We start from the raw sequence: 24,052 nt of genomic DNA on the forward strand, positions 1-24,052 counted from the left end.
GGATCAAAGCGCGCCCTCGGCGGCCATCGCCATGTAGCTGGCGTCGAAGCGCAGCGTCACGTTGTCCGGGTTTCCGACCACATCGCCCGAGGGGTACTCGATGCCCACGAAATCCGCGCTGGGCGCGCCGGTGCCGAGGATGCCCTTGTCGTAGAGGAACTCGGCCACGCCGGTCATGGTGTCCGGCAGGGCGGGGTCAGAGGCGAAGGCCACGGCGGCGGCGGGATCGGTGAACATCTCGGTCGAGGCGAGCTGTGCCTCGAAGCCCGCCAGATCGGTGCCCGACGCCTCGGCCATCGCCTCGCGCGCGGCCACACCCTCGGGGCCTTTGTCGGCGATGAGCGCCATGACCTCGTACCACGCCCCGACGAGCGCCTTGCCGAAATCGGGGTTCGCCGCCAGCGTGTCGGTGTTCACGACCATCAGGTCGATGATCTCGCCGGGGATGTCGGCGCTGGTGAAGACGGCCTTCGCCTGCGGGTCCTCGAGGATCGACGAGACCAGCGGGTTCCACGTCACCACCGCCTCGACCTCGGGCGCCGAGAAGGCCGCGATCATGTCGGCGTCGGAGGTGTTGACCACACCGCTCAGATCGGCCTCCGACAGCCCCGCGCCGTCGAGCGCGCGCGCCAAGAGGTAATGCGAGACCGACAGCTCGACGAGGTTCACCGGCTTGTCCGCCAGATCGGCGATGCCCAGATCGCCCTTCACGATCAGCGCATCGTTGCCGTTCGAGTAATCGCCAACGATCAGGGCGGTGGTGTCGACGCCGCCGCCCGCCGGGATCGACAGCGCGTCCATGTTGGTGACGCTGACCCCGTCGAAGGCGCCGGCGGTGTATTGGTTGATGCTCTCGACATAGTCGTTGATCTGCACGATCTCGACGTCGATGCCGTATTTTTCGGCCCATTCGTCCATGATGCCGCTCTCTTCGAGATAGCCCCATGGCATCCAGCCGACATAGATCGACCACGCGACGCGGAACGTATCCTTCTGCTGCGCCGTCGCCTGCGTGGCGAGGGCCGTGCTGGCGACGAGGGTCGCGAAAACGGTGGCCTTGAACATGTCGGTCTCCTGCTGCGTCCCCGGAGGCAAGAAACAGGTCGGCCGCTGGCGGGACGGAAGAGACGGCACGGGCGGACCTGTGCAGTAGTCTCCCGGGATTTTGTCCCGCCGTGTACCGGGTGGAATTTGCCACCGCGGCGGCGCTTCTCGGACCAGACCCTCCGTGAGGCGGAACCCTAAGCACCCTGCAGGATCAGGCTGCCGCGTCGGTGCGCGCCGCGCAACGCGGCGGCAGCACGCCCGCGCGCAAAACCGGCATCTGCCCCCTATTTCATCGCTAAAGGGCCGCCATCGCCGTCGAATAAGGCACCGGTTGTGCGACCGGGGTGAGAACGATGCCCGGCGATCCGGATGCCGATGCCACGTGTCGCGGGGGTCTGGTCCGGATGGTCCACTCTCGTGGCGCGAAATGGACCCGGATCGCCGGGTAACACCATGCGACACCATGCGGTGGATGCACCGGGCTCTTCTTTGGCCCGATTTGGTCACATCAAGCCCGCAATGTCGCGGTCTTGTCTCTCCGAGATCCGCGGCGGGGGCGCATATGTCGAGCTTTCTCTTTTCCGGCCTGCAAGAGCGATACCATGGCCGCGTCGATCATCGGCAGGGGCAACATCCTCGCCGGTTTCGCCGCGACCGCGAGAGAGCGACACCATGAAGGGCGCGCGCAGCGACAGCGCCTCGTCCGGGGGCGCGGGCGACGGCATGCAGGATCGGTCGACCGCCGGGCCCGAGGCATCCGGCACGACCGATGGGGCAGGTGGGAAACCGGCATCTGCGTCGATGGACAACGTCACGGGCGCGCGCTTCAGCCAGACCGAGCAGGTGATCTGTTTTGTCGCCGGCACCCGCATCGCCACACCTTTCGGGCCGCGCCGGGTGGAGGATCTGGTCTTGGGCGACCTGGTGCTGACGCGCGATCACGGACCGCAACCATTGCGCTGGACGGGCAGCCGCCGCACCGCGGCCACGGGCGCCTGCGCCCCGATCCGGCTGCGTCCCGGCGTGCTGCACGGACTTGAGCGCGACCTGCTGGTCTCGCCGCGGCACCGGGTGCTGTTCGAGGGTTACCGCGCCCAACTCCTGTTCGGCGAAAACGAAGTGCTGGTCGCCGCGCGCCACCTCGTCGACGGGCGCGACGTGACGATCGAGGAGGGCGGCGAGGTCACCTATGTGCACCTGCTTTTCGACGCCCACGAGATCGTCACCGCCGAAGGCGCCGAGACCGAAAGCTTCCTGCCCGGTCTGCGCGGCATCATCGGCCTCGACGGGCCGTCGCGCGCCCGGCTGCTCGACGCCTGTCCGGGGCTGCGGAGCATGCCCGACAGCTGGGGCCCCGCGGCCCGCCCGACGCTGCGCGAACACGAGGCGCGGGCGCTCTTCGCCTGATCGGGGACGCGGCGCGGGCGATCCCGCGCCGCGCCGTTCTTTTCAGAGCCGGATCACGAAGCGGGCGAAGCCGTCGGGCCCGTCGCCCGCGGGCGCGACCTGTACGCCCTTCACGTCGTTGAGATACTCCGCCGCGCGCGGGCCGGTGTCGAACAGCACCGTGGTCCCGTCCATCGGCACGAAGCTCCAATTGGCGTCCGCCGAGGGGCTGATCGTGCCCTGCTCGACGATATAGCGCACGATTACGTCGCGGTTGGTATCGGGCCCCTCGAACACCACCGTGGAGCCGTCGGCACCGGGGAACGACCCGCCGCCGGTGGCGCGGTAGTTGTTGGTGGCGATGATGAACTCCTGTTCGGGGTCGATCGGCTGGCCCTCGAAGGTCAGATCCTTGATCCGGCCCCCGTCCGAGACGACGTTGCCGTCGCGGTCGAACCTGGCGGGCATGCCGAGGTCGATGCGGTAGCTCACCCCGTCGATCACGTCGAAATTGTAGGAGGGGAATTCGTCGTTCAGAAGGACCTGATCCTCGCGGCCGGGTTCGATCCGGTTGAACATCCCCGCCGAACGCTCGAGCCAGTCCTTGACCTGCGCCCCGGTCACGCGCACCGCGCGCACCGTGTTGGGATAGAGATAGAGGTCGGCTACGTTCTTGATCGCCACGTCGCCGGTCGGCACGTCGGTATAGTATTCCGGCCCGCCGCGGCCGCCCGCCTTGAAGGGCGCCGCCGCAGAGAGGATCGGCAGCCCCTCATGCTCGGTCCCCGCGAGCATCTGCTCGATATACCATGTCTGGGCGTTCGAGACGATCTGCACCGAGGGGTCGTCGGCCACCAGCGCGAAGTAGCTGTGCAGCGGCGCGTCGGTCTTGCCCACGGCGCGGCGCACGTAGTCGAGCGTCTCCTGATGCTCCTGCGCGACCGACTCCAGCACCGCCTCTTCGCTCTCGACCAGTGCGGTGATCGCGCGGTCCTCGCCGCGCTCGTAGATCGGGCGCGCCTCGACCTGCGCCTCGCCGACGCGCCAGCCATCGCCGTCGCGCTCGAGCATCAGGTCGATCAGCCCCATATGGCTGCCCCAGAAGCCCGCCATGACGCCGGGCTTGCCGTTGATGGTGCCCGCCGCGACATCGACGCCCTCGCGCCCCTCGTAATCGGGGCCCGGAAAGACGAGGTGGCTGTGCCCGGTCAGGATCACGTCGATCCCCTCGACCCCCGCGAGCGGGATGGCGGCGTTCTCCATGCCTTCCTCGTGCTCTACCGCGCCAATGCCGCTATGCGACAGCGCGATCACGATGTCGGCGCCTTCCTCGCGGATCCGGGGCACATGGGCCTGCGCCGCGCGCACGATGTCGCGCGCCTCGACCTTGCCTTCGAGATGCTTGCGATCCCAGTTCATGATCTGCGGCGGCACGAAACCGATGACGCCGATGCGGATGGCATGCGTCTCGCCCGCGCCGTCGGTGACCTCGCGGTCGAGGATCACATAGGGCGGCACGAGGGTCTCGTCCTCGGCCGGGGTGGCGCCCATCTTCGTCACCACGTTGGCCGAGACGATTGGGAAGGCCGCGCCCGAGACCGAGTTCATCAGGAACTCCAGCCCGTAGTTGAACTCGTGATTGCCCAGCGTCGAGGCATCGAAGCCAAGCGTGTTCATCGCCTCGATCACCGGGTGCATCGCGCCTTCGGGCATGCCGCGCTCATAGGCGATGTAATCGCCCATCGGGTTGCCCTGCAGGAAATCGCCATTGTCGAACAGCACCGAATTGGTGGCCTCGGCGCGGATGTCCTCGATCAGCGAGGCGGTGCGGGCGAGGCCGACGGTGTCGATCTCCTTGTCGGCGTAATAGTCGTACGGATAGACGTGGACGTGGATGTCCGTGGTTTCCATGATGCGCAGATGCGCCTGTCCGCCTTGGGCTCTCACGGAAAACGGGTGCAGTGCCAGCATGGCCGAGCCTCCGGCAAGAAAACCGCGGCGGTTCAGGATCAATGTCATGATCGTCTCCCTGAAGATGTCGGGGATCGGACGCCCCCCTTGTCGCATGGCCGCGAGGTTAGCCGCTTCGTGTCACGGTGGAATGACTTTTCGCCCCCTGCCGCGACGGAAAGCCGCTGGACGCGCGCGGGACAGGGTGCTGTTCTGGCCGCGCAACGGGGAGGACGGGATGCGATCCGAAAAGGACAAGATGCTCGCGGGCGAGCTTTACCGCGCGGGCGATCCGGAGCTTCAGGCGCTGGCGTGGCGGGCCAAGCGCTGGATGGCCGAGTACAACGCCATGTCGGTGGCGCCGACGGCCGAGCGGCACGTCAAGCTCGCCGAGATCATGGCCGAGGTGGGCGAGGGCGCGGTGATCCGGCCGCCGTTCCATTGCGACTACGGCATGAACATCCGGCTCGGGGCGGGCGTGTTCGTGAACTTCAACTGCGTGCTGCTGGACGTGGTCGAGATCGCGATCGGCGATCTCACGCAGATCGGTCCGGGGGTGCAGATCCTGACGCCGGACCACCCGAGGGGGGCCGAGGCGCGGCGCGACGGGCTGGAGTTCGGGCAGCCCATCCGCATCGGTGCGAATGTCTGGATCGGCGGCGGGGCGCTGTTGATGCCGGGCGTCACGGTGGGCGATGACGCGATCATCGGCGCGGGCGCGGTGGTGACGCGCGACGTGGCGGCGGGAACGACGGTCGGCGGCAACCCCGCGCGGGTGTTGAAACGATCCGCGGACGACGCTTGAGTGGAGCTGTCGCTGATCGGCGCGCGGCAGACCGGCACCACCGCCAGCACCTCTCCCGGCTAGGACGTGGCCCGTAGCGCATGGGCCAGACGCCTCGCCGCCTTGACCGCGTCGTCGCCGCGCAGCGACCATGTCTGCGTCAGCCCTTCGAGGATCACCAGAAGCGCGGTCTCGGATCCGCGAAGCCCGGTCGCCGCACCGGCGCGGGCCGCGACTTCGGCCTTGTGACGCTCAAGCAGTGCGCGCAGCCGCGCGCTGCCCGGTTCGGCCGCGACGGCGGCGTGGAACAGGCAGCCATGCGCCGCCTCGGTCTCCATCCATCTCCCCACGCGGGTCACGATGGCATCGAGCGACGCCCCGGACTCCTGCGGCAGATCGTCGAAGACATGGGCAAGGTATCGCCTGTGCCGATGTTCGAGCGCGGCCAGCACCATGTCGGCGCGCGAGGGCGCGTATTTGTAGAGCGTGCGCAAGCTCACCCCGGCGGCGTCGCGAAGGTCCTCGACGCTCGGCTCGGCAAAGCCGCGGCTGGCGAAGGCGCATTCGAGCCCTTCGGCGATCTTGGTCATCATCTCCGTCATGCTTGACGATGTAGAGCGATCCCTCTACCTACGCAAGTAGAGCAACCATTCTACATGCGAGGAAATCGGCGATGAAACTCCCCGACACGATGAAGGCGGTCGTCCTGACGGGCCATGGCGCGCTCGACAGGCTAGAATGGCGAGAGGATGTGCCGGTGCCCCGACCGGGCGCGGGAGAGGTGCTGATCCGGGTCGGCGCCGCGGCGGTGAACAACACCGACGTCAACACCCGCACGGGCTGGTATTCCAAGTCGGTGCGCGGCGACACGGGGTCGGCCGCGGCCGAGGGCTATGACGGGGCCTCTGACGCCGATGGCGCGTGGTCCGGCGCGCTGAGCTTTCCGCGCATTCAGGGCGCCGATTGCTGCGGCAGGATCGTGGCGACGGGCGAGGGGGTGGACCCCACGCGCGAGGGCGAGCGGGTTCTGGTGCGCCCGATGTACCGGCCCGAGGGCGGCGACGCGGACGCGCTCGTGACCTTCGGCTCGGAGCGTGATGGCGGTTTCGCGGAATACACCACCATCGGCGCCGAGAACGCGGTGCGGATCGACAGCCCGCTTTCGGATGTGGAGCTTGCCACCTTTCCCTGCGCCTTCTCGACGGCCGAGGGAATGATCCAGCGCGCGGGCCTCGGCGCGGAGCGGGTGCTGATCACCGGGGCCTCGGGCGGCGTCGGCTCGGCGGCGGTGCAGCTTGCCAAGCGGCGCGGCGCGCATGTCACGGCGATGACCAGCCCGGCCAAGAGGGACGCGCTGACGGCGCTCGGGGCCGATGCCACGCTCGGCCGCGACGACGCGTTTCCCGAAAGCGCCTTCGACGTGGTGCTCGATCTGGTGGGCGGTCCGCGCTGGCCGGGGCTGCTCGACGCGCTGGCGATCGGGGGCCGCTACGTGACCTCGGGGGCCATCGCCGGGCCGATCGTCGAGCTCGATCTGCGGACCCTCTATCTCAAGGACCTGACGCTGATCGGCAGTACGCGGCAGGACCCGCGCGTCTTCGCCGATCTCGTGCGCTACATCGAGGCGGGCGAAATCCGGCCCGTGGTCTCGCAGACCCACCCGCTGCACGAGCTGCGCGCGGCGCAGGAGGCGTTCTTGGGCAAATCGCACATGGGCAAGATCGGGATCGAGATTTCCGACGGAGCCTGAGACTCTAGGGGCCCCGCCTTCAAGGGCGGCCCCGGCGATCCCGACGCCGTCCGGCACCGAAATGCCCGGCGGCGTCTTCCGTCGCGAGAGCCGGACATATCCCTTGCAAACCCCTCGAAAACCTCTCGCAATGCGCGCTCACCTTTCGCAACCAAGCGTGCTCATGGACACCGACAACCTGCGTCTCTTCGTGATGGCGGCCGAACGGCTCAACATCTCCGCCGCGGGGCGCGAGTTGGGCCTCGCCCCCGCCGTGGCAAGCGCGCGCCTCGCCAAGCTGGAGCAGGAGCTTGGCGTCGAGCTTCTGCGCCGCACCACCCGCAAGGTGTCGCTGTCGCTGGAGGGCTCGGATTTCCTGCCCTACGCGCGCGAGATCCTCGCACAGGCCGATGCGGGCCGGGCGGCGCTCGGGGGGACCGAGGCGGGGCCAAAGGGCACGCTGCGCTTCGCCGCACCGAGCAGCTTCGCGCAGCTGCACATCATGCCGCTGCTGCCGCTGTTCTATGAGGCCTATCCCGACCTGACCCTCGACCTGCGCCTGTCGGACACGCGCTTCGACGCGATCGAGGGGAGCTTCGATCTCGCTTTGCGCAGCGGACCGCTGAGCGACAGCAGCCTGAAGGGGCGCAAGCTCGCCGATGATGCCCGCGTCCTGTGCGCGTCACCGGCCTATCTCGACGCGCAGGGCACCCCGGGCAGCCCATCCGAGCTTGATGGCCACCGGCTCATCGCGTGGAGCAACCTCGAGCCGCGCGAGCTGGTGAACGCCGCAGGAGATACGGCGCGACTGGACCCCGCGCGTATGATCTGCCGCACCATCGTCGATGATGGCGACGCGCAGCGCGAGGCGACCCTCGCAGGCGCCGGAGTGTCGATGAACTCCCTTTGGAACGTCGCGCACGAAATCGCGGGGGGTCGGCTGGTCCGGGTTCTGCCGGAGTGGAAGATGAACGACCGCTCGGTGCTCTGGCTGGTCTATCCGCGAACCAACGTGCTGACCCCCAAGACGCGGATCTTCATGGATTTCCTGATCCGTCATTTGGCCGATCGCACGGGCTGGAGGGGGTAGGCCTCCGGGCTTGCCCGCCCGGCGTGTCGGGCGGGGCCTCCCTCACCCGGCAAAGCCGTCCGAAGCTCGCATCGATGAGAATACAGCTGACAGCCACGAAAAAGGGCCGCATCCGGGGACGCGGCCCTGATCAGGCATGACAGTCGAGCCCGAGGCTCAGTTGTCGTCGCCGTCCTCGTCATTGGCGGCGCCGCCGATGTCGTCGAACAGGCCCTGGATCTCGAACTCGGCTGCGGCTTCTTCTTCCGCGGCGAGGTCCTGGATCGACTTGCCCGACGCCTGAAGCTCGGCTTCCTCGTTCGAACGGGCGACGTTGATCTCGATCGTCGCCTCGACCTCGGGGTGCAGCACGACGGAGACGTCGTGGATGCCGAGATCCTTGATCGGGCCGCGCAGCACGACCTGCTTGCGGTCGACGGTGAAGCCTTCGGCGGTGGCGGATTCGGCGATGTCACGGGTGGTGACCGAGCCGTAGAGCGCGCCGCCGTCCGAGGCCGAGCGGATCACGACGAACTGCTGTCCGTCGAGCTTCCCGGCCATCGCTTCGGCTTCTTTCTTGGACTCGAGGTTCTGGGTCTCGAGCTGGGCCTTCTGGTCCTCGAAACGGGCCTTGTTGGCCTCGTTCGCGCGGAGCGCCTTGCCCTGGGGCAGAAGGAAGTTACGGGCGTAGCCGTCCTTGACCTTCACGATTTCGCCCATCTGGCCAAGCTTGGCCACACGTTGCAGGAGGATCACGTCCATGTCCGGTCTCCTTATTTCACGGCGTAGGGCAGCAGCGCCAGGAACCGCGCGCGCTTGATCGCCTGGGCGAGCTTGCGCTGGTTCTTGGAGCCGACGGCGGTGATGCGCGAGGGTACGATCTTGCCGCGCTCGGAAATGTAGCGCTGCAGCAGACGCGTGTCCTTGTAGTCGATCTTCGGCGCGTTCTCGCCCTCGAACGGGTCGGTCTTGCGGCGGCGGAAAAACGGTTTGGTGGCCATTATGCTATCCTTTCCTGAGGGCGATCAGCGACGCTCGCGGCGTTCGCCACGCTCGCTGCGCTCTTCGCGCTTCTGCATCTGGACCGAGGGGCCCTCTTCGTGGGCGTCGACCTTGATGGTCAGGACGCGCATCACGTCGTCATGCAGGCGCATCAGGCGCTCCATTTCCTGCACGGCGGGCGACGGGGCGTCCGAGCGCAGGAAGGCATAGTGGCCCTTGCGGTTCTTGTTGATCTTGTAGGCCATCGTCTTGACGCCCCAGTACTCGTTCTCGAGCACCTTGCCGCCATTGTCGGCGAGGACGGTCGAGAAGTGCTCGACAAGGCTTTCGGCCTGCGCGTTGGACAGGTCCTGACGCGCGATGAAGACATGCTCGTAAAGCGGCATGTGAACTCCAGTTCGGTTTCCGAGCGCATTTCATAGAACGGGGCCGTGACCTTCCGCTCCCCGTTCACGAGAGTCTGCGCGGTTCATGCGAAAGCGCGGAAGGATGCGGCCTTATACAGATCATGCGGGTCGGCGCAAGCGGGGCTGCGAAAACCGCGACATCGACCCGCCCGCGCCCGCATCGCGACATATTCGCGCCCCGATCGCACCCAAGGATCGACCTGTCCGATAGCATAGGTCCGGAGAGCCTTTCGTGAGCGCAACCGCCCCGAACCCCCGTCTCGATGCCGCCCCCCTGGTGCTGGGATGCGGCCGCCGCTGCCGCAGGCTCGCGGTGACGGCGCTCTTTGCGGTCTGGGCCTTCGCGCTCGGCGCCACCGCGGCGGCGGGGGCGATCTGGCTTTCGCCCTTGGGCGCGCCGCTCGACGGCTCGCTTTTGGCGCGGCTGGTCATGGCGGTGATCCTCGGCGGCGGGCTGATCTGCTATGCCGGGCGCGGCAGCCGCAGCGAGCTGCATTTCGACACCGAGGACCGGTTGCTGCGACAGGTGCTGCGCCGTCCGAACGGGCGGATCGAACAGGTCGCGACCTGGCGCTTCGACGAATTCCGCGCCACCGAGATCCGCGACCATTGCGACGCGCGGCGGATGCGGCTGCGGGCCGAGCTGCGCCTGTCGGGCGAGAACCTGTCGGTGCGGGTGGCGCAGGGCGAACTGCACGCGATGTCGGCGCTGGCGCGGCGCATCGAATGCGATCTGGGCCTGCCGGCCCGTCCCGGCGTGCCGCTGTTCCGCCGCCGGGCCTGCGCCTGACGCATCTGAGCGCCCGCCCGTCGGCACGCCCGCCCGCGAGATCCGACGCTTTCTTGTCGTGCCCGGGCCGAGCCGTTATGCGAGGGGCCGACGCACCGCATCACAAGGGAGCAGGGCCATGCGCGCATTCGTTTTTCCGGGGCAGGGGTCGCAGACCATCGGCATGGGCCGCGCGCTGGCCGAGGCCTATCCATCGGCGCGCGAGGTGTTCGGCGAGGTCGACGCGGCCTTGAACGAGAAGCTCAGCGCGCTGATCTTCGAGGGCAACATCGAGACCCTGACCCTCACCCGCAACGCGCAGCCCGCCCTTATGGCGACCTCGATCGCCGCGATGGCGGCGCTGAAATCCGAAGGCATCACCGTCTCGGACGCGGGCTTCGTCGCGGGCCATTCCTTGGGCGAATACTCGGCGCTCTGCGCCGCGGGCACGCTGCGGCTCGACGACACCGCGCGGCTCCTGCGCTTGCGCGGCGAGGCGATGCAGGCCGCCGTTCCGGTGGGCGAGGGCGCGATGGCGGCCCTTCTGGGTCTCGACCTCGCCGCGGCGCGCGAGGTGGCCGAAGAGGCCGCGCAGGGCGAAACCTGTCAGGCCGCCAACGACAACGATCCCTCCCAAGTGGTGATCTCGGGCAGCCGCGCCGCGGTCGAGCGTGCACTCGACATCGCCAAGGCCAAGGGCGCCAAGCGCGCGATCCTGCTGCCGGTCAGCGCACCGTTTCACTGCGCCCTGATGGCGCCCGCCGCCCGTGCGATGGCCGAGGCGCTGGAAGGCGTCGATATCCGCGAGCCCGCCGTGCCGCTGGTCGCCAATGTGCGCGCCGAGGCGGTCTGCGACCCGGCGCTGATCCGCTCGCTGCTGGTCGATCAGGTGACCGGCGCGGTGCGCTGGCGCGAAAGCGTGGAGTTCATGGCCCGCGAGGGCGTGACCGAATTTTGGGAGATCGGCGCGGGCAAGGCGCTGTCGGGCATGATCCGCCGCATCGCCAAGGGGGCCGAGACCCGTGCCATCGGCACGCCGGAGGACGTGGCGGCGGCCAAGGGCTGAGCGCCGGGGTCGCTTCACTCTCAAATACGGATACCCCGCGCCCGATCCCTGGCGCGCGGGATGTGGTCCGGGTCCGGCCTTGCTGCTAGACCCGTGACAAAGCGAAGTCTCAGGAGACCACACATGTTCGATCTGACCGGAAAATGCGCCCTCGTGACCGGGGCCTCTGGCGGCATCGGCGGCGCCATCGCCACCGCCCTGCATGGCGCGGGGGCCACGGTGGGCCTGTCGGGCACGCGCACCGCGCCGCTCGAGGATCTGGCGACTGCCTTGGGCGACCGCGCCCATGTGCTGCCATGCAACCTCGGCGATGCCGAGGCCGTCAACGCCCTGCCCAAACAGGCGATCGAGGCGATGGGCGGGCTCGATATTCTCGTCAACAACGCCGGGATCACCCGCGACAACCTGTTCATGCGCATGTCCGAAGAGGATTGGGCGCAGGTGCTCGAGGTGAACCTCACCTCGACGATGCGGCTGTGCAAGGGCGTGGTGCGCCCGATGATGAAGGCGCGCTGGGGCCGGATCATCAACATCTCCTCGATCGTCGGCTCGACCGGCAACCCCGGTCAGGCCAACTACGCCGCTGCCAAGGCAGGCATGGTCGGCATGTCGAAATCCATCGCCTACGAAGTGGCGAGCCGCGGCATCACCGTGAACTGCGTGGCGCCGGGCTTCATCGCCACGGCGATGACCGACAAGCTCAACGACGATCAGAAGTCGGGCATCCTGAACCAGATCCCCGCCGGTCGCATGGGCGAGGCCGACGAGATCGCCGCGGCGGTTCTCTATCTGGCAAGCCCCGAGGCGGGCTATGTCACCGGCGCCACGCTGCACGTCAATGGCGGCATGGCGATGCTCTGAGCCGGAATTTCAAGGGCCCGCGCCGTGCCACAAAGCGTTTGCGCGGCCTCGAAACTCTGCTAAAGGACGACGAGATTTTCCGGCGGAGGCCCGTTTCGGCCCCTGTCGGTGAGCGGCCCGCTCGGGCATGAGAATGCCCCTAGGGGCAAGACAAAAAGGCCCGAAGGGGCCGGAAAGACGTGAGGAATTGTTATGAGCGACGTCGCCGACCGCGTGCGCAAGATCGTTGTTGAGCATCTGGGTGTCGAAGAGGACAAGGTCGTCGAGAACGCCTCGTTCATCGACGATCTGGGTGCCGACAGCCTCGACACCGTCGAGCTGGTCATGGCCTTCGAGGAAGAGTTCGGGATCGAGATTCCCGACGACGCCGCCGAGACCATCCAGACTTTCGGCGACGCGGTCCGCTTCATCAAGGAAGCGCAGTAACCGACATCGCCTCGGCCCTCGGGCCCTGGCAGGAGACGGCACCCTTCGGGGTGCCGTTTTCGTTTGGGCCCCATTCTCGCGCCGTGAACCGCCACAGCCGGAGGGGGCCGCGCCTCGCTCAGGTCTCGGACATGGTCAGGATCGGCGTCACGACCTCGTCGGGCAGCGATTTCAGGAATTGCACCCCGACATGATGCCGGTCGCGCCATTGCACCGTGGCGCCGATGCGCCGGTCGCCCAGCACGATCGTCACCCCCTTGAGACCCGCGGGCTCGAACTCGGGCCCGAGGCGTAGCTTCGCGCCATGGCGGCTGATGTCGATGAGGCGCGTCCCGGTCTCGGCGGTGCCGCTGCGAAGCCGGGCGGGCAGGTCCACCGCGTGACGCGGCACGCGTCGCCGGTTCCGGCCCCGCCTGACGCCGATGACATGCGCGGCCAGCATCAGCACCGTGCAGGCCCCCATCACACCGGCCCCGACCCCGGCGATCCGGGACAGGCTGATCCCGGCCAGTGCCCCCATCCGGACATCGCCACGCGCCCCGGACGTCACGACCGGCCCGCAGGCATGCCGCGCCACCAGCGTGGCCAACCGTCCCGTGGTCGCGCGCGCGTCCTCGGTCGAAAGCACGGCCGCCGCCCCGGCGCGGCCCCGCATCCGCGCCGTCTCCACCGCCCTGGTGGCAAGCGAGAGGGACGCCCCGATGTCGCGACGATGGATGGCAAGCGGATGGCCCGACAGGTCCCACATCACGCCGTCGCTCTTGATGCGGCGCAACTCGCGCTCAGCCCCGCCGATATCGGCCGCCATGACCGAGGTCGCGAGACGCCCGAGCGTCTCCACCGCTTCGCAGGCCGGATCGGCCCGCAGCGGCCCGGTCATCACGATCAACATCGGCACAAACCACAGGCGCATGGCGGATCTCCTTACCTCTCCAGCTATGCTCCGACGAAGCTGAAATCCGCGTTAACTCGCCCGGTATGGCACCAACCGGCGATTCGGGGCCCCCGTGCTCTTGCTCCCGCGCGAAGCCCTGCGGTATCAGGGCGCGAGTTATTGCGAAGAGGATGGTCAGATGCGGCGAGTTGTCGTGACGGGGCTGGGGCTTGTGACGCCGCTGGCCGACAAGGTCGAGCCGAGCTGGGACGCGATCCTGGCCGGAAAATCCGGGGCAGGCACCATCACCCGCTTCGACGCGACCCACCTTGCCACGAATTATGCCTGCGAGGTGCCGCAGGGCGAGGGCGTCGATCCGGCGATCCGCTTCGATCCCGATGAATACATGGAGCCCAAGGACCAGCGGAAGGTCGACGACTTCATCCTGTTCGGCATCGCGGCGGCGCAGCAGGCGGTCGAGGACAGCGGCTGGACCCCGCAGACCGAGGACGAGCGCGAGCGCACCGGCGTGATGATCGGTTCGGGCATCGGCGGTCTGAACTCGATCGCCGAGACGGCGCTGCTCATCCGCGACAAGGGCCCGCGCCGCGTCTCGCCCTTCTTCATTCCCGGCGCGCTGATCAACCTCATCTCGGGTCAGGTCTCGATCCGCTACGGCTTCAAGGGGCCGAACCATTCGGTCGTCACTGCCTGCTCGACCGGCGCGCACGCCATCGGCGACGCGGCGCGTCTCATCAAATACGGCTCGGCCGACGTGATGGTCGCGGGCGGCGCCGAGGCTGCGATCTCCGAAATCGGCATCGCGGGCTTCAACGCCTGCAAGGCGCTCTCGACCAAGCGGCGCGACAACCCGCAGGCGGCGAGTCGCCCCTATGACGCCGACCGCGACGGCTTCGTCATGGGCGAGGGCGCGGGCATCGTCGTGCTCGAGGAGTACGAGCACGCCAAGGCCCGCGGCGCCAAGATCTATGCCGAGGTGCTGGGCTACGGCCTGTCGGGCGACGCCTACCACATCACCGCCCCCGCCGAGGGCGGCGAAGGCGGCGAGCGGGCGATGCGCATGGCGATCAAGGATGCGGGCATCGATCCCGCCCGGATCGACTACATCAACGCGCATGGCACCTCGACCATGGCCGACACGATCGAGCTCGGCGCGGTGGAGCGGCTGATGGGCGAGGCGGTGTCGAACGTCACCATGTCCTCGACCAAGTCGATGACCGGCCACCTCCTCGGGGCGGCGGGCGCGATCGAGGCGATCTTCTGCATCCTCGCGATCCGCGATCAGGTCGCGCCGCCGACGATCAACCTCGACGATCTCGCGGTCGAAACCACCGTCGATCTCGCCCCCAACGCCAAGCGCGAGCGCAAGATCGACATCGCGCTGTCCAACAGCTTCGGCTTTGGCGGCACCAATGCGAGCGTGCTCTTCGGAAAGGTCGCCTCCTGATGTGGCGTCACCTCGCCTCGAACACCATCACCTTCCTGATCGTCGGCCTCGCGGGGGCGGCGGGCGTCATCGCCTGGGGGGTCAACGCGTATTCGGACGAGGGGCCGCTCGAGGCGGCGATCTGCCTGCGGGTCGAGCCGGGCACCAACATGCGCAGCGTCAGCGCCCGGCTCGAAGAACAGGGCGCGATCGGCTCGGCTTCGGTGTTCCGCATCGGGGCCGAATATTCCGAGAAGGCCGGGCAGCTCAAGGCCGGCAGCCACCTGATCCCCGAGCGGTCCTCGATGTCGCGCATCGTCGACATCGTGACGCGCGGCGGCGCTTCGACCTGCGGCACCGAGATCCTCTACAAGATCGGCGTCAACGCGGTGCTGGCCGAGGTGCGCGAGCTTGATCCCGCCACCTCGAACTATACCGAGCTGGCCGAGTTCGACCCCACCGCCGAGGGCGTCGAGATCCCGGCCGAATACCAGTCCATGCGCGAGCGCGCCGACACGCGCTATCGTATCTCCATGGCCGAGGGCGTGACCTCGTGGCAGGTGGTCAACGCGCTCAACGCGCTCGACACGCTCGAGGGCGATGTCGAGGAGATCCCGGCCGAGGGCAGCCTTGCGCCCGACAGTTACGAGATCGCGCCGGGCACGCAGGTCGGGGCGGTGCTCGACCGGATGGCCGCGGCGCAGGCCGCGATCCTCGCCGAGGCTTGGGAGAACCGGGCCGGCGATCTCCCGCTCGAGACTCCCGAGGAGGCGCTGATCCTCGCCTCTATCGTCGAGAAGGAAACCGGTGTCGGCGCCGAGCGCCCACAGGTGGCGAGCGTCTTCGTCAACCGCCTGCGCCAAGGCATGCGACTTCAGACCGACCCGACGGTGATCTATGGCATTACCGAGGGCGAGGGCGTGCTGGGCCGCGGTCTGCGCCAGAGCGAGCTGCGCGCCGAGACGCCATGGAACACCTATGTCATCAACGGCCTGCCGCCGACACCCATCGCCAACCCCGGCCGCGCGGCGATCGAGGCGGCGCTGAACCCGGCGACGACTGACTACGTGTTCTTCGTGGCCGACGGCACGGGCGGCCATGCCTTTGCCGAGACACTGGCCGAGCATAACAGCAACGTCGCCGTATGGCGCAAGATCGAGGCCGAGCGCGCAGCGGCCCAGAATTGATTTTTTGTAAACGGAACGGGCGCTTGCGCGGTATTCCTAAGATCTGCATCATTGACTTTCGGGACGGTCTGACGTAAAGTCAAAGGCAGGCTGAGAGAGTTTGGCAAGGCGGCACCGGAGCAATCCGGGGCCGCCTTTTTCGTGTCCGCTCTCCGGCTGCGACAACAACAGGCAGGCATGAGCATGGATGAAACGACCAGCGCCTCGGCGCCGGACGATGCGGCGCGGCGCAAGGAATGGCGGGACGCTTGGGGGCTGTTGTCTTCGGTGCGCTCCACCTTGGCGGATCTTCTGGAAGATGTCCGCGATGAGGCCGCGGAGCCGAAGGAATTGCAAAAGAAGATCAACGACCTGGAGAGCGCACTTAAGGGGGCGTTCGAAGTGGAGAGGAAGTTCAATGACTGGCTCAAGCGACAGGATGGCGGTCTCGTGGCCGGAGAGATCGACATCGACGACGCGCGGCGGCGGATCGGTTGCCGGCTGGATCGCCTGCGCGCCTGCTGCCGCGAGGGCTGAGTTCCTCGATGGTCTGGACGCGGCGGAGCTGGCGGCGCTGCCATGGCTCTTCGACCTCTGGGCGCTGCCGCATCAGCTCGCGCCCGAGGGCGACTGGCGCACATGGGTGATCCTCGGCGGGCGCGGCGCGGGCAAGACCCGCGCCGGGGCCGAATGGGTGCGCGCGCAGGTCGAGGGCGCGCGCCCCGGTGACACGGGCCGGGCGCGGCGGGTGGCCTTGGTGGGCGAGACGCTCGATCAGGCGCGCGAGGTCATGGTGTTCGGCGAAAGCGGCATCATGGCCTGTTCGCCGCCCGACCGCAGACCGGTCTGGAGCGCGACGCGGCGGATGCTGACATGGTCCAACGGCGCCGTGGCGCAGATCTTCTCGGCGCATGATTACGAGGCGCTGCGCGGGCCGCAATTCGACGCGGCATGGGCCGACGAGCTGGCCAAGTGGAAGCGCGGGGCCGAGGCGTGGGACATGCTGCAATTCGGGCTGCGCCTGGGCGATCCGCGCGCCTGCGTGACGACGACGCCGCGCAACGCGCCGGTGCTGCGCGACCTGCTGGCCGCCGACAGCACGGTGGTCACCCACGCGGCCACGCAGGCCAATGCCGCCAATCTCGCGCGCGGGTTCCTCGACGAGATGCAGCGCCGCTACGCCGGCACGCGGCAGGGGCGCCAGGAGCTCGAGGGCGTGCTGCTGGCCGATGCCGAAGGCGCGCTCTGGACCGCCGAAATGCTCGCGGCCTGCCTGACCGACAGCGCGCCCGATCTCGACCGGATCGTCGTCGCGGTCGACCCGTCGGTGAGCGGCCACGCCGCCTCGGACGCCTGCGGCATCGTGGTGGCGGGGGCGGTGATGACGGGCCCGCCGCAGGACTGGCGGGCCTATGTGATCGAGGACGCGACGGTCGAGGCGGCCTCGCCGCTCGACTGGGCGCGGGCGGCCTGCGCCGCGATGGTCCGGCACGGGGCCGAGCGCATGGTCGCCGAGGTGAACCAGGGCGGCGCGCTGGTCGAAACGGTGGTGCGGCAGGTCGATCCCATGGTGCCGTTCAAGGCGCTGCATGCCGGGCGGTCCAAGGGGCTTCGGGCCGAGCCGGTGGCAGCCCTCTACGAGCAGGGGCGCGTGCACCATTTGCGCGGCCTCGGCGCGCTCGAGGATCAGATGGCGCAGATGACGGCGCGCGGTTTTCTGGGCTCGGGCTCGCCCGACCGCGCGGACGCCCTCGTCTGGGCCCTGCACGAGCTGTTGATCGCGCCCGCGCAGGCGTGGCGCAGGCCCCGGTTCAGGACGCTCTAGGCCGCACTTCACTCTGCAAATACTCGCGGGGGGCCGCGCAGCGGCGGGGGCGGCGGCCCCCTCCGACGCCGGGGTGTTGCGCAGCCCCCCGACCACCGCGCGCCCCGTTCCCGGTTTCCCAACCCGGCGCTGTCATTCTCCTCGCCAAGACGCAGTGACGACCAGCGGGGGGCGGCGATGTTCGAGTTCTTCAAGCGCGACAAGGGGGCACCCGAGGCCAAGGCCTCGGCGGCGGGGCGCTGCCTCGCCTGGCCCGGCGCGGGACGACCGGCGTGGAGCGCGCGGGACACGGTCTCGCTCACCCGCGCGGGCTTTGTCGGCAACCCGGTGGGGTTCCGCGCGGTGCGGCTCATCTCAGAGGCGGCGGCGGCGCTGCCTCTGATGCTGCAGGATCGCGGACGCCGCTATGACGAACACCCCGCATTGGCGCTTCTGGCGCGGCCCAACCCCGGACAGGGCCGGGCCGAGCTGATCGAGGCGCTGGTGGGTCAGATCCTTCTGACCGGCAATGGCTATGTCGAGGCGGTGGGCGACGGCGGCTTGCCGTTCGAGCTTCATGTGCTGCGCTCGGACCGGGTGTCGCTGGTGCCGGGGCCCGATGGCTGGCCGGTGGCCTATGACTATGCCGTGGGCGGCCGCAAGCACCGTTTTGCCGTGGGCGAGGCCGTCTCCCCGATCTGCCATATCAAGAGCTTTCACCCGCAGGACGACCATTACGGCCTCTCGGCGCTTTCGGCCGCCGCCACGGCGATCGACGTGCACAACGCCGCCTCGGCCTGGTCCAAGGCGCTTCTCGACAACGCCGCGCGTCCCTCGGGCGCGATCGTCTATCGCGGCGCCGACGGGCAGGCGGGGCTGACGCCCGATCAATACGACCGGCTGGTCGAGGAGATGGAGAGCCAGCATCAGGGCGCACGCAACGCCGGACGCCCGATGCTGCTCGAAGGCGGGCTCGACTGGAAGCCGATGGGCTTTTCGCCCTCGGACATGGAGTTCCAGAAGACCAAGGAGGCGGCGGCGCGCGAGATCGCGGTGGCCTTCGGGGTGCCGCCGATGATCCTCGGGATACCGGGCGACGCCACCTACGCCAATTACCAGGAGGCGAACCGCGCCTTCTACCGCCTGACCGTGCTGCCCTTGATGTCGCGGATCGCAGGTGCGCTGGCCGAATGGCTGTCGGATGTCTCCGACGCGCGGTTCGAGCTTCGCGTCGATCTCGATCAGGTGCCCGCCTTGGCCGCCGAGCGCGACGGGCAGTGGCGGCGCGTCTCCGAGGCGCTGTTCCTGACCGATGCGGAAAAGCGCGCGCTGCTGGGCCTTCCGGCGCACGAGGTCGGCTCCGATGGATGATCTGCGCGAGCACCGCTTCGCCTGCGCGCCGGGCCTCAGGATCGAGGCGCATGAGCGGCTGGTGGCGCTGCAATTCGCGCAGGTGGCCGCGACGCTGGAGCGGATCGAAGCGGTGATGGAGCGGCTGGAGCGCAGGCTCTGGCTCGCCGTCTACGGCGTCGTGGCGGCCATCGGCGCGCAGGCGGCGCAACAGATCGTGGGGCTGTGAGGGAGAGGATGATGGAGCTGGAACGCAAGTTCTGCGCGGGCGGCACAGAGGGCGCCGGGCCATTGGAGATCGGGGAGGGCGCGGTGATCTCGGGCTACGCCTCGCTCTTCGGCAGGCCCGATCAGGGCGGCGACGTGGTGGAGCCCGGGGCCTACGCCGCCTCGCTCAAGCGTCTGATGGGCGCGGGCGGGCGGGTGCGGATGCTGTGGCAGCACGATCCCGCACGGCCCATCGGCGTCTGGGACGAGGTGCGCGAGGACGGCACCGGCCTCTGGGTCAAGGGCCGCATCCTCACGGAGGTGGCGCAGGGCCGCGAGGCGGCGGCGCTGGTCGCCGCCGGAGCGATCGACGGGCTGTCGATCGGCTACCGCACCCGACGCGCGAGGAAGGACGGCGCGGGCCGCAGGCTCGACGAGCTGGAGCTTTGGGAGGTGTCGCTGGTGACCTTCCCGATGCTGCGCGAGGCGCGGGTGAGCGCCAAGCACGAGGACGCGCTGGCGGCAAAGGTGCGGGCGGCGCGCTGCCTGCTCAGGGGCGAAGGGGGAGAACGCGATGCGTGACGACGACAACGAGCTTGGCCGCGAGATCGGCGGGCTGATGGACGAGCTTGGCCGCTTTTCGGCCGAGATCCGCACGAAACTCAAGGCACAGGACGACCGGATGACCAGACTGGACCGCAAGACCGCGCTCGCCGCGCGCCCCGCTCTCGAAGCCAAGGCCGAAAGCCAGCCGCACCGCACCGCCTTCGGCGCCTATCTGCGCACGGGCGAGGATGACGGGCTGCGCGGCCTCGACCTCGAAGGCAAGGCGATGAGCACGACCGTCGCTGCCGATGGCGGCTATCTCGTCGATCCGCAGACCGCCGAGCGCGTGCGCGGCGTGCTGGGCGCGACCGCCTCGCTGCGCGCCATCGCCTCCGTGGTGGCGGTCGATGCGGGCTCCTACGACGTGCTGATCGACCATGGCGAGCCCGGCGCCGGCTGGTCGGGCGAGACGGCGTCCCGGACCGAGACCGGCACGCCGCAGATCGACCGGATCAGCATCCCGCTGCACGAGTTGTCGGCGCTGCCCAAGGCGAGCCAGCGGCTCCTGGACGACAGCGCCTTCGACATCGAGGGCTGGCTCGCGGGGCGCATCGCCGACACCTTCGCGCGCTCGGAGGCCGCGGCCTTCGTGTCGGGCGACGGCATCGACAAACCGGCCGGCATCCTGAGCTACCCGCGGGCGGATGATGACAGCTGGAGCTGGGGCAGCCTGGGCTATGTCGCGACCGGCACCGATGGCGGTTTCGATGCGACCAATCCCGCCGACGCGGTGATCGATCTGGTCTACCGTCTCGGCGCGCCCTACCGCGCGGGGGCGAGCTTCGTGATGAACTCGCGCACCGCGGGCGCCCTGCGCAAGCTCAAGGACGCCGATGGCCGGTTCTTGTGGTCCGACGGCCTCTCGGCGGGCGAACCGGCGCGGCTCCTGGGTTACCCGGTGCTGATCGCCGAGGACATGCCCGACATCGCAAGCGACGCCTGCGCGCTGGCCTTCGGCAATTTCGAGGCGGGCTACACCATCGCCGAGCGTCCCGACCTGCGGGTGCTGCGCGATCCCTTCTCGGCCAAGCCGCATGTCCTTTTCTACGCGACCAAGCGTGTCGGCGGCGCGGTGAGCGACTTCGCGGCGATCAAGCTTCTGAAGTTCGGCATCGCCTGATGCCGGGCCGGGCCGCCCTGCCGGGTGGCCCGGCGCTGTTGCCGTGACGTCGAAAGGACGGGTGATGAGACTGATCGAAACGGGCGTCGTGCCCGAGACATCGCTGCCGGTCGAGGGGCTTCGCGCGCATCTGCGGCTGGGCACCGGCTTTGCCGAGACCGGGCTGCAGGACACGGGCCTCGCCGGGTTCCTGCGCGCCGCCATCGCGGCGATCGAGGCCCGCACCGGCAAGGTGCTGCTCGCGCGCGGCTTCGCGCTCGAGCTGACCCGCTGGCGCGACGCGTGCCGCCAGCCGCTGCCGGTCGCGCCTCTGCGCGCCGTCACGGGCTTCGACATGGAGGACGCGCAGGGCGTGGTGACGCCGCAGGCGCGGGGCGGCTGGCGCGCGGTGACGGACGACCAGAGACCCTATCTGGAGCCTCTGTCGGTGGCGTTCCCCGAGATCCCTTCGGGCGGTGTAGCGCGGATCGGCTTCGAGGCGGGGTTCGGGCCGGGCTGGTCCGACATTCCCGCCGATCTGGCGCAGGCGGTGCTGATGCTGGCCGCCCATTACCACGAATACCGCCACGACACCGGCCTCGGGCCGGGCTGCATGCCATTCGGCGTCACGGCGCTGACCGAACGGTTCCGGCCGCTCCGGCTCGGCGCGGGGCGCGGCGCATGAAGCCGGTGCGTCTGAACCGCGCGCTGCAACTCGAGGCGCCGTCGCGCGCCCCCGACGGCGCGGGCGGCTACCTGCGCGGCTGGAGTGTGCTGGGCACGCTCTGGGCGCGCATCGAGGCCCGCTCGGGGCGCGATCTCGACGGCATGGGCGCGGCGCTGAGCCTTGTGCGCCTGCGCATCACCCTGCGCGCGGCGCCGCCGGGATCGACGATGCGGCCCGCGCCGGAACAGCGCTTTCGCGAGGGCGCGCGGGTCTATGCGATCCGCGCCGTGCGCGAACTCGACCCCGGGGGGCGGTACCTCGTCTGCGAGGCCGAGGAGGAGGTGGCGCGATGAGCTATGCGACGTCTGCGGCGCTTCAGGCGGCGATCTTCGCCCGCCTCGTCGCGCATGCCCCTCTGACCGACCTCGTGGGAGAGGCGATCTACGACGCGCTGCCCGCGGGTCCGCTGCCACCGCTCTATGCCACACTCGGGGCCGAGAAGGTGCGCGACCGCTCCGACAAGACGATGGCGGCGGCCGAGCACGACCTCACCGTGAGCGTGGTGAGCGACGCGGCGGGGTTCCGCGCCGCCAAGGAGGCGGCGGCGGCGGTGTCCGACGCGCTGGCGGGGCCGATGCCGCCGCTCGCGCGCGGTCGGCTCGTGGGGCTGTGGTTCCTGCGGGCGCGGGCGCGCCGCACCGGAAGCGGCGACGCGAGGCGGATCGACATGGTCTTTCGCGCGCGCAGCGAAGACGGCTGACACAACCAGAGGAGGGCCAGGCAATGGCGGCTCAGAACGGCAGGGATCTCCTGCTCAAGATCGACATGACCGGCGACGGGCTGTTCGAGACCATGGCGGGGCTGCGCGCGACGCGGCTCACGCTCAATGCCCAGAGCGTCGACGTGACCCATCTGGGCAGCGATGGCTGGCGCGAGGTGCTGGGGGGTGCGGGCGTGCGCACCGCCGCCATCTCGGGCTCGGGCGTGTTTCGCGACGCGACCACCGACGCCCGCGCGCGGCAGATCTTCTTCGACGGCGAGACGCCCGAGTTTCAGGTGGTGATCCCCGATTTCGGCACCATGACCGGCGCGTTCCAGATCGCCTCGATCGATTACGCAGGGAGCCATGACGGCGAGGCGAGCTTCGAGATCGCGCTGGTCTCGGCGGGGCCGGTGCGCTTCGAGGCGGCGCTCTGATGGCCAATCCGCGCGCCGGCGAGGTGGCGGTGATCCTCGACGAGAGGCGGCGGGTCATGAAACTGACGCTCGGCGCGCTGGCCGAACTGGAGGAGGCTTTGGGCTGCGACAGCATCGAGGCGCTTCTGGCCCGGCTCGAAGGGGGCCGCGTCTCGGCGCGCGACGTGCTGGCGCTGATCGTCGCGGGGCTTCGGGGTGGCGGCTGGCCGGGCCGGGCCGCCGATCTCGTGGCCGCCGAGATCGAGGGCGGACCGGTCGAGGCGGCGCGTCTCGCCGCGCTTTTGGTGGCGCGCGCCTTCGGTGAGGCGGCATGAGACGGCTCGACTTCGCGGCGATGATGCGCGCGGGCATCTGCGGGCTGGGGCTGCGACCGGCCGAGTTCTGGGCGCTGACCCCCGCCGAGCTGCGGCTGATGCTGGGGCCCGCGGGGCCCGAGCCGATGCGGCGCGACCGGCTGATCGAGCTGTGCCGCCGATATCCTGACGAGGAGAGATCATGACCGAGGACGAGTTCGAGGCGCTGGAACGCGCGATGGAGGAGGCGGGTGGCGTGGCCGCGGCCTTCTCGCAGGAGCTGGACCGGATGCGCGCGGGGCTGAGCGAGACGACCCGCGATCTGGGCAGGCTCGAGCGCGGCTTTTCCAGCGGTGTGCGCCGCGCCATCGACGGCGTGCTGTTCGACGGCAAATCCGTGGGCGGCGCGCTCAAGGGGCTGGCGGGGGCGATGTCGGGCACGGTCTACGACAACGCGATGCGCCCGGTGGCCGACGGGATCGGCGGCGCGCTGGCCCAAGGTGTGACCGGTCTCGTCTCGGGGCTGATGCCCTTCGCGCAGGGCGGGGCGTTCTCGGGCGGGCGGGTGACGCCGTTCGCGCGCGGCGGCGTGGTCTCGGGGCCGGTGGCCTTTCCGATGCGCGGCGGCGCGGGGCTGATGGGCGAGGCGGGGCCCGAGGCGATCCTGCCGTTGCAGCGCGGGGCCGACGGGCGGCTCGGCGTCGCGGCGGGCGGCGGTGGCGGGGCGCGGGTGACGGTCAACATCACCACCCCGGACGTCGAAGGGTTCCGGCGGTCGCGCGGGCAGGTGGCGGCGCAGATCGCGCGCGCCGTCGACCGTGGCCGCCGCGACAGGTGAGGAGGACA

Annotated in this window: 30 protein-coding genes and 1 riboswitch; of the genes, 23 read left to right on the plus strand and 7 right to left on the minus strand. The window is 69.5% G+C overall.

What is annotated here, in order from left to right:
* Window positions 1-3 precede the first annotated feature (3 nt).
* On the minus strand, window positions 4-1,065 hold the full coding sequence (locus tag ACJASC_RS07410; RefSeq protein WP_415144833.1) for a putative urea ABC transporter substrate-binding protein: 1,062 nt from the start codon (window positions 1,063-1,065) through the stop codon (window positions 4-6).
* Window positions 1,066-1,152: 87 nt separating this feature from the next.
* Window positions 1,153-1,256: riboswitch (guanidine-I (ykkC/yxkD leader) on the minus strand.
* Window positions 1,257-1,848: 592 nt separating this feature from the next.
* On the opposite strand from ACJASC_RS07410, the gene ACJASC_RS07415 reads away from it, so the two are divergent.
* Window positions 1,849-2,454: a Hint domain-containing protein gene (locus tag ACJASC_RS07415; RefSeq protein WP_415144835.1), complete on the plus strand. Its 606-nt coding sequence runs from the start codon at window positions 1,849-1,851 to the stop codon at window positions 2,452-2,454.
* 42 nt (window positions 2,455-2,496) lie between these two features.
* On the opposite strand, the gene ACJASC_RS07420 is transcribed toward ACJASC_RS07415, so the two are convergent.
* Window positions 2,497-4,452 (minus strand): bifunctional 2',3'-cyclic-nucleotide 2'-phosphodiesterase/3'-nucleotidase, encoded by a 1,956-nt coding sequence (locus tag ACJASC_RS07420; protein ID WP_415144837.1) that lies wholly within the window; start codon window positions 4,450-4,452, stop codon window positions 2,497-2,499.
* A 169-nt stretch (window positions 4,453-4,621) separates the two neighbouring features.
* Here ACJASC_RS07420 and ACJASC_RS07425 point away from each other — a divergent pair, with 169 nt between their 5' ends.
* Complete coding sequence (locus ACJASC_RS07425; RefSeq protein ID WP_415144839.1) at window positions 4,622-5,188, plus strand: sugar O-acetyltransferase; 567 nt, start codon at window positions 4,622-4,624, stop codon at window positions 5,186-5,188.
* Between the two features lie 59 nt (window positions 5,189-5,247).
* On the opposite strand, the gene ACJASC_RS07430 is transcribed toward ACJASC_RS07425, so the two are convergent.
* Entirely contained in the window at window positions 5,248-5,757 is a 510-nt protein-coding gene (locus ACJASC_RS07430) for a TetR/AcrR family transcriptional regulator (protein ID WP_415144841.1), read from the minus strand.
* Window positions 5,758-5,840: 83 nt separating this feature from the next.
* Between ACJASC_RS07430 and ACJASC_RS07435 the strand changes: the two genes are divergently transcribed.
* Window positions 5,841-6,917 carry an alcohol dehydrogenase family protein gene (locus tag ACJASC_RS07435; protein WP_415144843.1) on the plus strand — a complete coding sequence of 359 codons (1,077 nt, stop codon included), beginning with the start codon at window positions 5,841-5,843 and terminating at the stop codon, window positions 6,915-6,917.
* A gap of 163 nt (window positions 6,918-7,080) precedes the next feature.
* Window positions 7,081-7,986 (plus strand): LysR family transcriptional regulator, encoded by a 906-nt coding sequence (locus tag ACJASC_RS07440; RefSeq protein ID WP_415144845.1) that lies wholly within the window; start codon window positions 7,081-7,083, stop codon window positions 7,984-7,986.
* A 156-nt stretch (window positions 7,987-8,142) separates the two neighbouring features.
* Here ACJASC_RS07440 and rplI read toward each other — a convergent pair whose 3' ends face one another.
* The 3 genes from rplI to rpsF are packed head-to-tail and all read right to left on the minus strand — an operon-like array spanning window position 8,143 to window position 9,353.
* On the minus strand, window positions 8,143-8,727 hold the full coding sequence (gene rplI, locus ACJASC_RS07445; protein WP_415144847.1) for a 50S ribosomal protein L9: 585 nt from the start codon (window positions 8,725-8,727) through the stop codon (window positions 8,143-8,145).
* 11 nt (window positions 8,728-8,738) lie between these two features.
* Window positions 8,739-8,966 carry a 30S ribosomal protein S18 gene (rpsR, locus tag ACJASC_RS07450; RefSeq protein WP_017929480.1) on the minus strand — a complete coding sequence of 76 codons (228 nt, stop codon included), beginning with the start codon at window positions 8,964-8,966 and terminating at the stop codon, window positions 8,739-8,741.
* A 24-nt stretch (window positions 8,967-8,990) separates the two neighbouring features.
* Entirely contained in the window at window positions 8,991-9,353 is a 363-nt protein-coding gene (gene rpsF / locus ACJASC_RS07455; RefSeq protein ID WP_021693791.1) for a 30S ribosomal protein S6, read from the minus strand.
* Window positions 9,354-9,606: 253 nt separating this feature from the next.
* Here rpsF and ACJASC_RS07460 point away from each other — a divergent pair, with 253 nt between their 5' ends.
* The 4 genes from ACJASC_RS07460 to ACJASC_RS07475 all read left to right on the plus strand — a co-directional run bounded on the left by ACJASC_RS07460 (window position 9,607) and on the right by ACJASC_RS07475 (window position 12,496).
* Complete coding sequence (locus tag ACJASC_RS07460) at window positions 9,607-10,164, plus strand: hypothetical protein (RefSeq protein WP_415144850.1); 558 nt, start codon at window positions 9,607-9,609, stop codon at window positions 10,162-10,164.
* Between the two features lie 118 nt (window positions 10,165-10,282).
* Entirely contained in the window at window positions 10,283-11,209 is a 927-nt protein-coding gene (gene fabD / locus ACJASC_RS07465) for an ACP S-malonyltransferase (protein ID WP_415144852.1), read from the plus strand.
* 123 nt (window positions 11,210-11,332) lie between these two features.
* Window positions 11,333-12,070, plus strand: a complete 738-nt coding sequence (gene fabG / locus ACJASC_RS07470; protein WP_415144854.1) for a 3-oxoacyl-[acyl-carrier-protein] reductase — start codon at window positions 11,333-11,335, stop codon at window positions 12,068-12,070.
* Between the two features lie 192 nt (window positions 12,071-12,262).
* Window positions 12,263-12,496, plus strand: coding sequence for an acyl carrier protein (locus ACJASC_RS07475; RefSeq protein ID WP_017929475.1), 234 nt, complete (start codon window positions 12,263-12,265; stop codon window positions 12,494-12,496).
* 118 nt (window positions 12,497-12,614) lie between these two features.
* On the opposite strand, the gene ACJASC_RS07480 is transcribed toward ACJASC_RS07475, so the two are convergent.
* Window positions 12,615-13,409, minus strand: coding sequence for a PilZ domain-containing protein (locus ACJASC_RS07480; RefSeq protein ID WP_415144856.1), 795 nt, complete (start codon window positions 13,407-13,409; stop codon window positions 12,615-12,617).
* 160 nt (window positions 13,410-13,569) lie between these two features.
* Here ACJASC_RS07480 and fabF point away from each other — a divergent pair, with 160 nt between their 5' ends.
* From fabF to ACJASC_RS07555, 15 genes are all read left to right on the plus strand, one after another.
* Window positions 13,570-14,838 carry a beta-ketoacyl-ACP synthase II gene (gene fabF, locus ACJASC_RS07485; protein WP_415144858.1) on the plus strand — a complete coding sequence of 423 codons (1,269 nt, stop codon included), beginning with the start codon at window positions 13,570-13,572 and terminating at the stop codon, window positions 14,836-14,838.
* Entirely contained in the window at window positions 14,838-16,004 is a 1,167-nt protein-coding gene (mltG, locus tag ACJASC_RS07490; RefSeq protein ID WP_415144860.1) for an endolytic transglycosylase MltG, read from the plus strand. Before fabF ends, mltG begins: the two co-directional genes overlap by 1 nt.
* A 183-nt stretch (window positions 16,005-16,187) precedes the next feature.
* Window positions 16,188-16,520, plus strand: a complete 333-nt coding sequence (locus tag ACJASC_RS07495) for a hypothetical protein (protein ID WP_415144862.1) — start codon at window positions 16,188-16,190, stop codon at window positions 16,518-16,520.
* Entirely contained in the window at window positions 16,423-17,808 is a 1,386-nt protein-coding gene (locus tag ACJASC_RS07500) for a DNA-packaging protein (protein WP_415144864.1), read from the plus strand. The genes ACJASC_RS07495 and ACJASC_RS07500 overlap by 98 nt, the downstream gene beginning before the upstream one ends.
* A 177-nt stretch (window positions 17,809-17,985) precedes the next feature.
* Window positions 17,986-19,158 carry a phage portal protein gene (locus ACJASC_RS07505; RefSeq protein ID WP_415144866.1) on the plus strand — a complete coding sequence of 391 codons (1,173 nt, stop codon included), beginning with the start codon at window positions 17,986-17,988 and terminating at the stop codon, window positions 19,156-19,158.
* Window positions 19,151-19,366: a GTA head formation protein, RCAP_rcc01685 family gene (locus ACJASC_RS07510; protein WP_021693782.1), complete on the plus strand. Its 216-nt coding sequence runs from the start codon at window positions 19,151-19,153 to the stop codon at window positions 19,364-19,366. The genes ACJASC_RS07505 and ACJASC_RS07510 overlap by 8 nt, the downstream gene beginning before the upstream one ends.
* Before the next feature lie 11 nt (window positions 19,367-19,377).
* A complete protein-coding gene (locus ACJASC_RS07515) occupies window positions 19,378-19,926 on the plus strand; it encodes an HK97 family phage prohead protease (protein ID WP_415144868.1) in 549 nt (182 codons plus the stop codon).
* On the plus strand, window positions 19,919-21,070 hold the full coding sequence (locus tag ACJASC_RS07520; RefSeq protein WP_415144870.1) for a phage major capsid protein: 1,152 nt from the start codon (window positions 19,919-19,921) through the stop codon (window positions 21,068-21,070). The genes ACJASC_RS07515 and ACJASC_RS07520 overlap by 8 nt, the downstream gene beginning before the upstream one ends.
* 64 nt (window positions 21,071-21,134) lie before the next feature.
* The gene (locus ACJASC_RS07525) at window positions 21,135-21,734 is read left to right on the plus strand and encodes a head-tail connector protein (protein ID WP_021695267.1); all 600 of its coding nucleotides are present in this window, start codon (window positions 21,135-21,137) and stop codon (window positions 21,732-21,734) included.
* Entirely contained in the window at window positions 21,731-22,069 is a 339-nt protein-coding gene (locus ACJASC_RS07530; RefSeq protein ID WP_415144873.1) for a head-tail adaptor protein, read from the plus strand. The genes ACJASC_RS07525 and ACJASC_RS07530 overlap by 4 nt, the downstream gene beginning before the upstream one ends.
* Complete coding sequence (locus ACJASC_RS07535) at window positions 22,066-22,476, plus strand: DUF3168 domain-containing protein (RefSeq protein WP_415144875.1); 411 nt, start codon at window positions 22,066-22,068, stop codon at window positions 22,474-22,476. Before ACJASC_RS07530 ends, ACJASC_RS07535 begins: the two co-directional genes overlap by 4 nt.
* Before the next feature lie 23 nt (window positions 22,477-22,499).
* A complete protein-coding gene (locus ACJASC_RS07540) occupies window positions 22,500-22,913 on the plus strand; it encodes a phage major tail protein, TP901-1 family (protein ID WP_021695264.1) in 414 nt (137 codons plus the stop codon).
* Window positions 22,913-23,227, plus strand: a complete 315-nt coding sequence (locus ACJASC_RS07545) for a gene transfer agent family protein (RefSeq protein WP_415144878.1) — start codon at window positions 22,913-22,915, stop codon at window positions 23,225-23,227. The genes ACJASC_RS07540 and ACJASC_RS07545 overlap by 1 nt, the downstream gene beginning before the upstream one ends.
* Entirely contained in the window at window positions 23,224-23,412 is a 189-nt protein-coding gene (locus ACJASC_RS07550) for a rcc01693 family protein (RefSeq protein ID WP_021695262.1), read from the plus strand. Before ACJASC_RS07545 ends, ACJASC_RS07550 begins: the two co-directional genes overlap by 4 nt.
* Window positions 23,409-24,044: a phage tail tape measure protein gene (locus ACJASC_RS07555; RefSeq protein ID WP_415144880.1), complete on the plus strand. Its 636-nt coding sequence runs from the start codon at window positions 23,409-23,411 to the stop codon at window positions 24,042-24,044. The genes ACJASC_RS07550 and ACJASC_RS07555 overlap by 4 nt, the downstream gene beginning before the upstream one ends.
* Window positions 24,045-24,052 lie beyond the last annotated feature (8 nt).

Source organism: Limimaricola cinnabarinus (assembly GCF_047631075.1).
In the GTDB taxonomy this organism is placed as follows: Bacteria; Pseudomonadota; Alphaproteobacteria; order Rhodobacterales; family Rhodobacteraceae; genus Limimaricola; species Limimaricola cinnabarinus.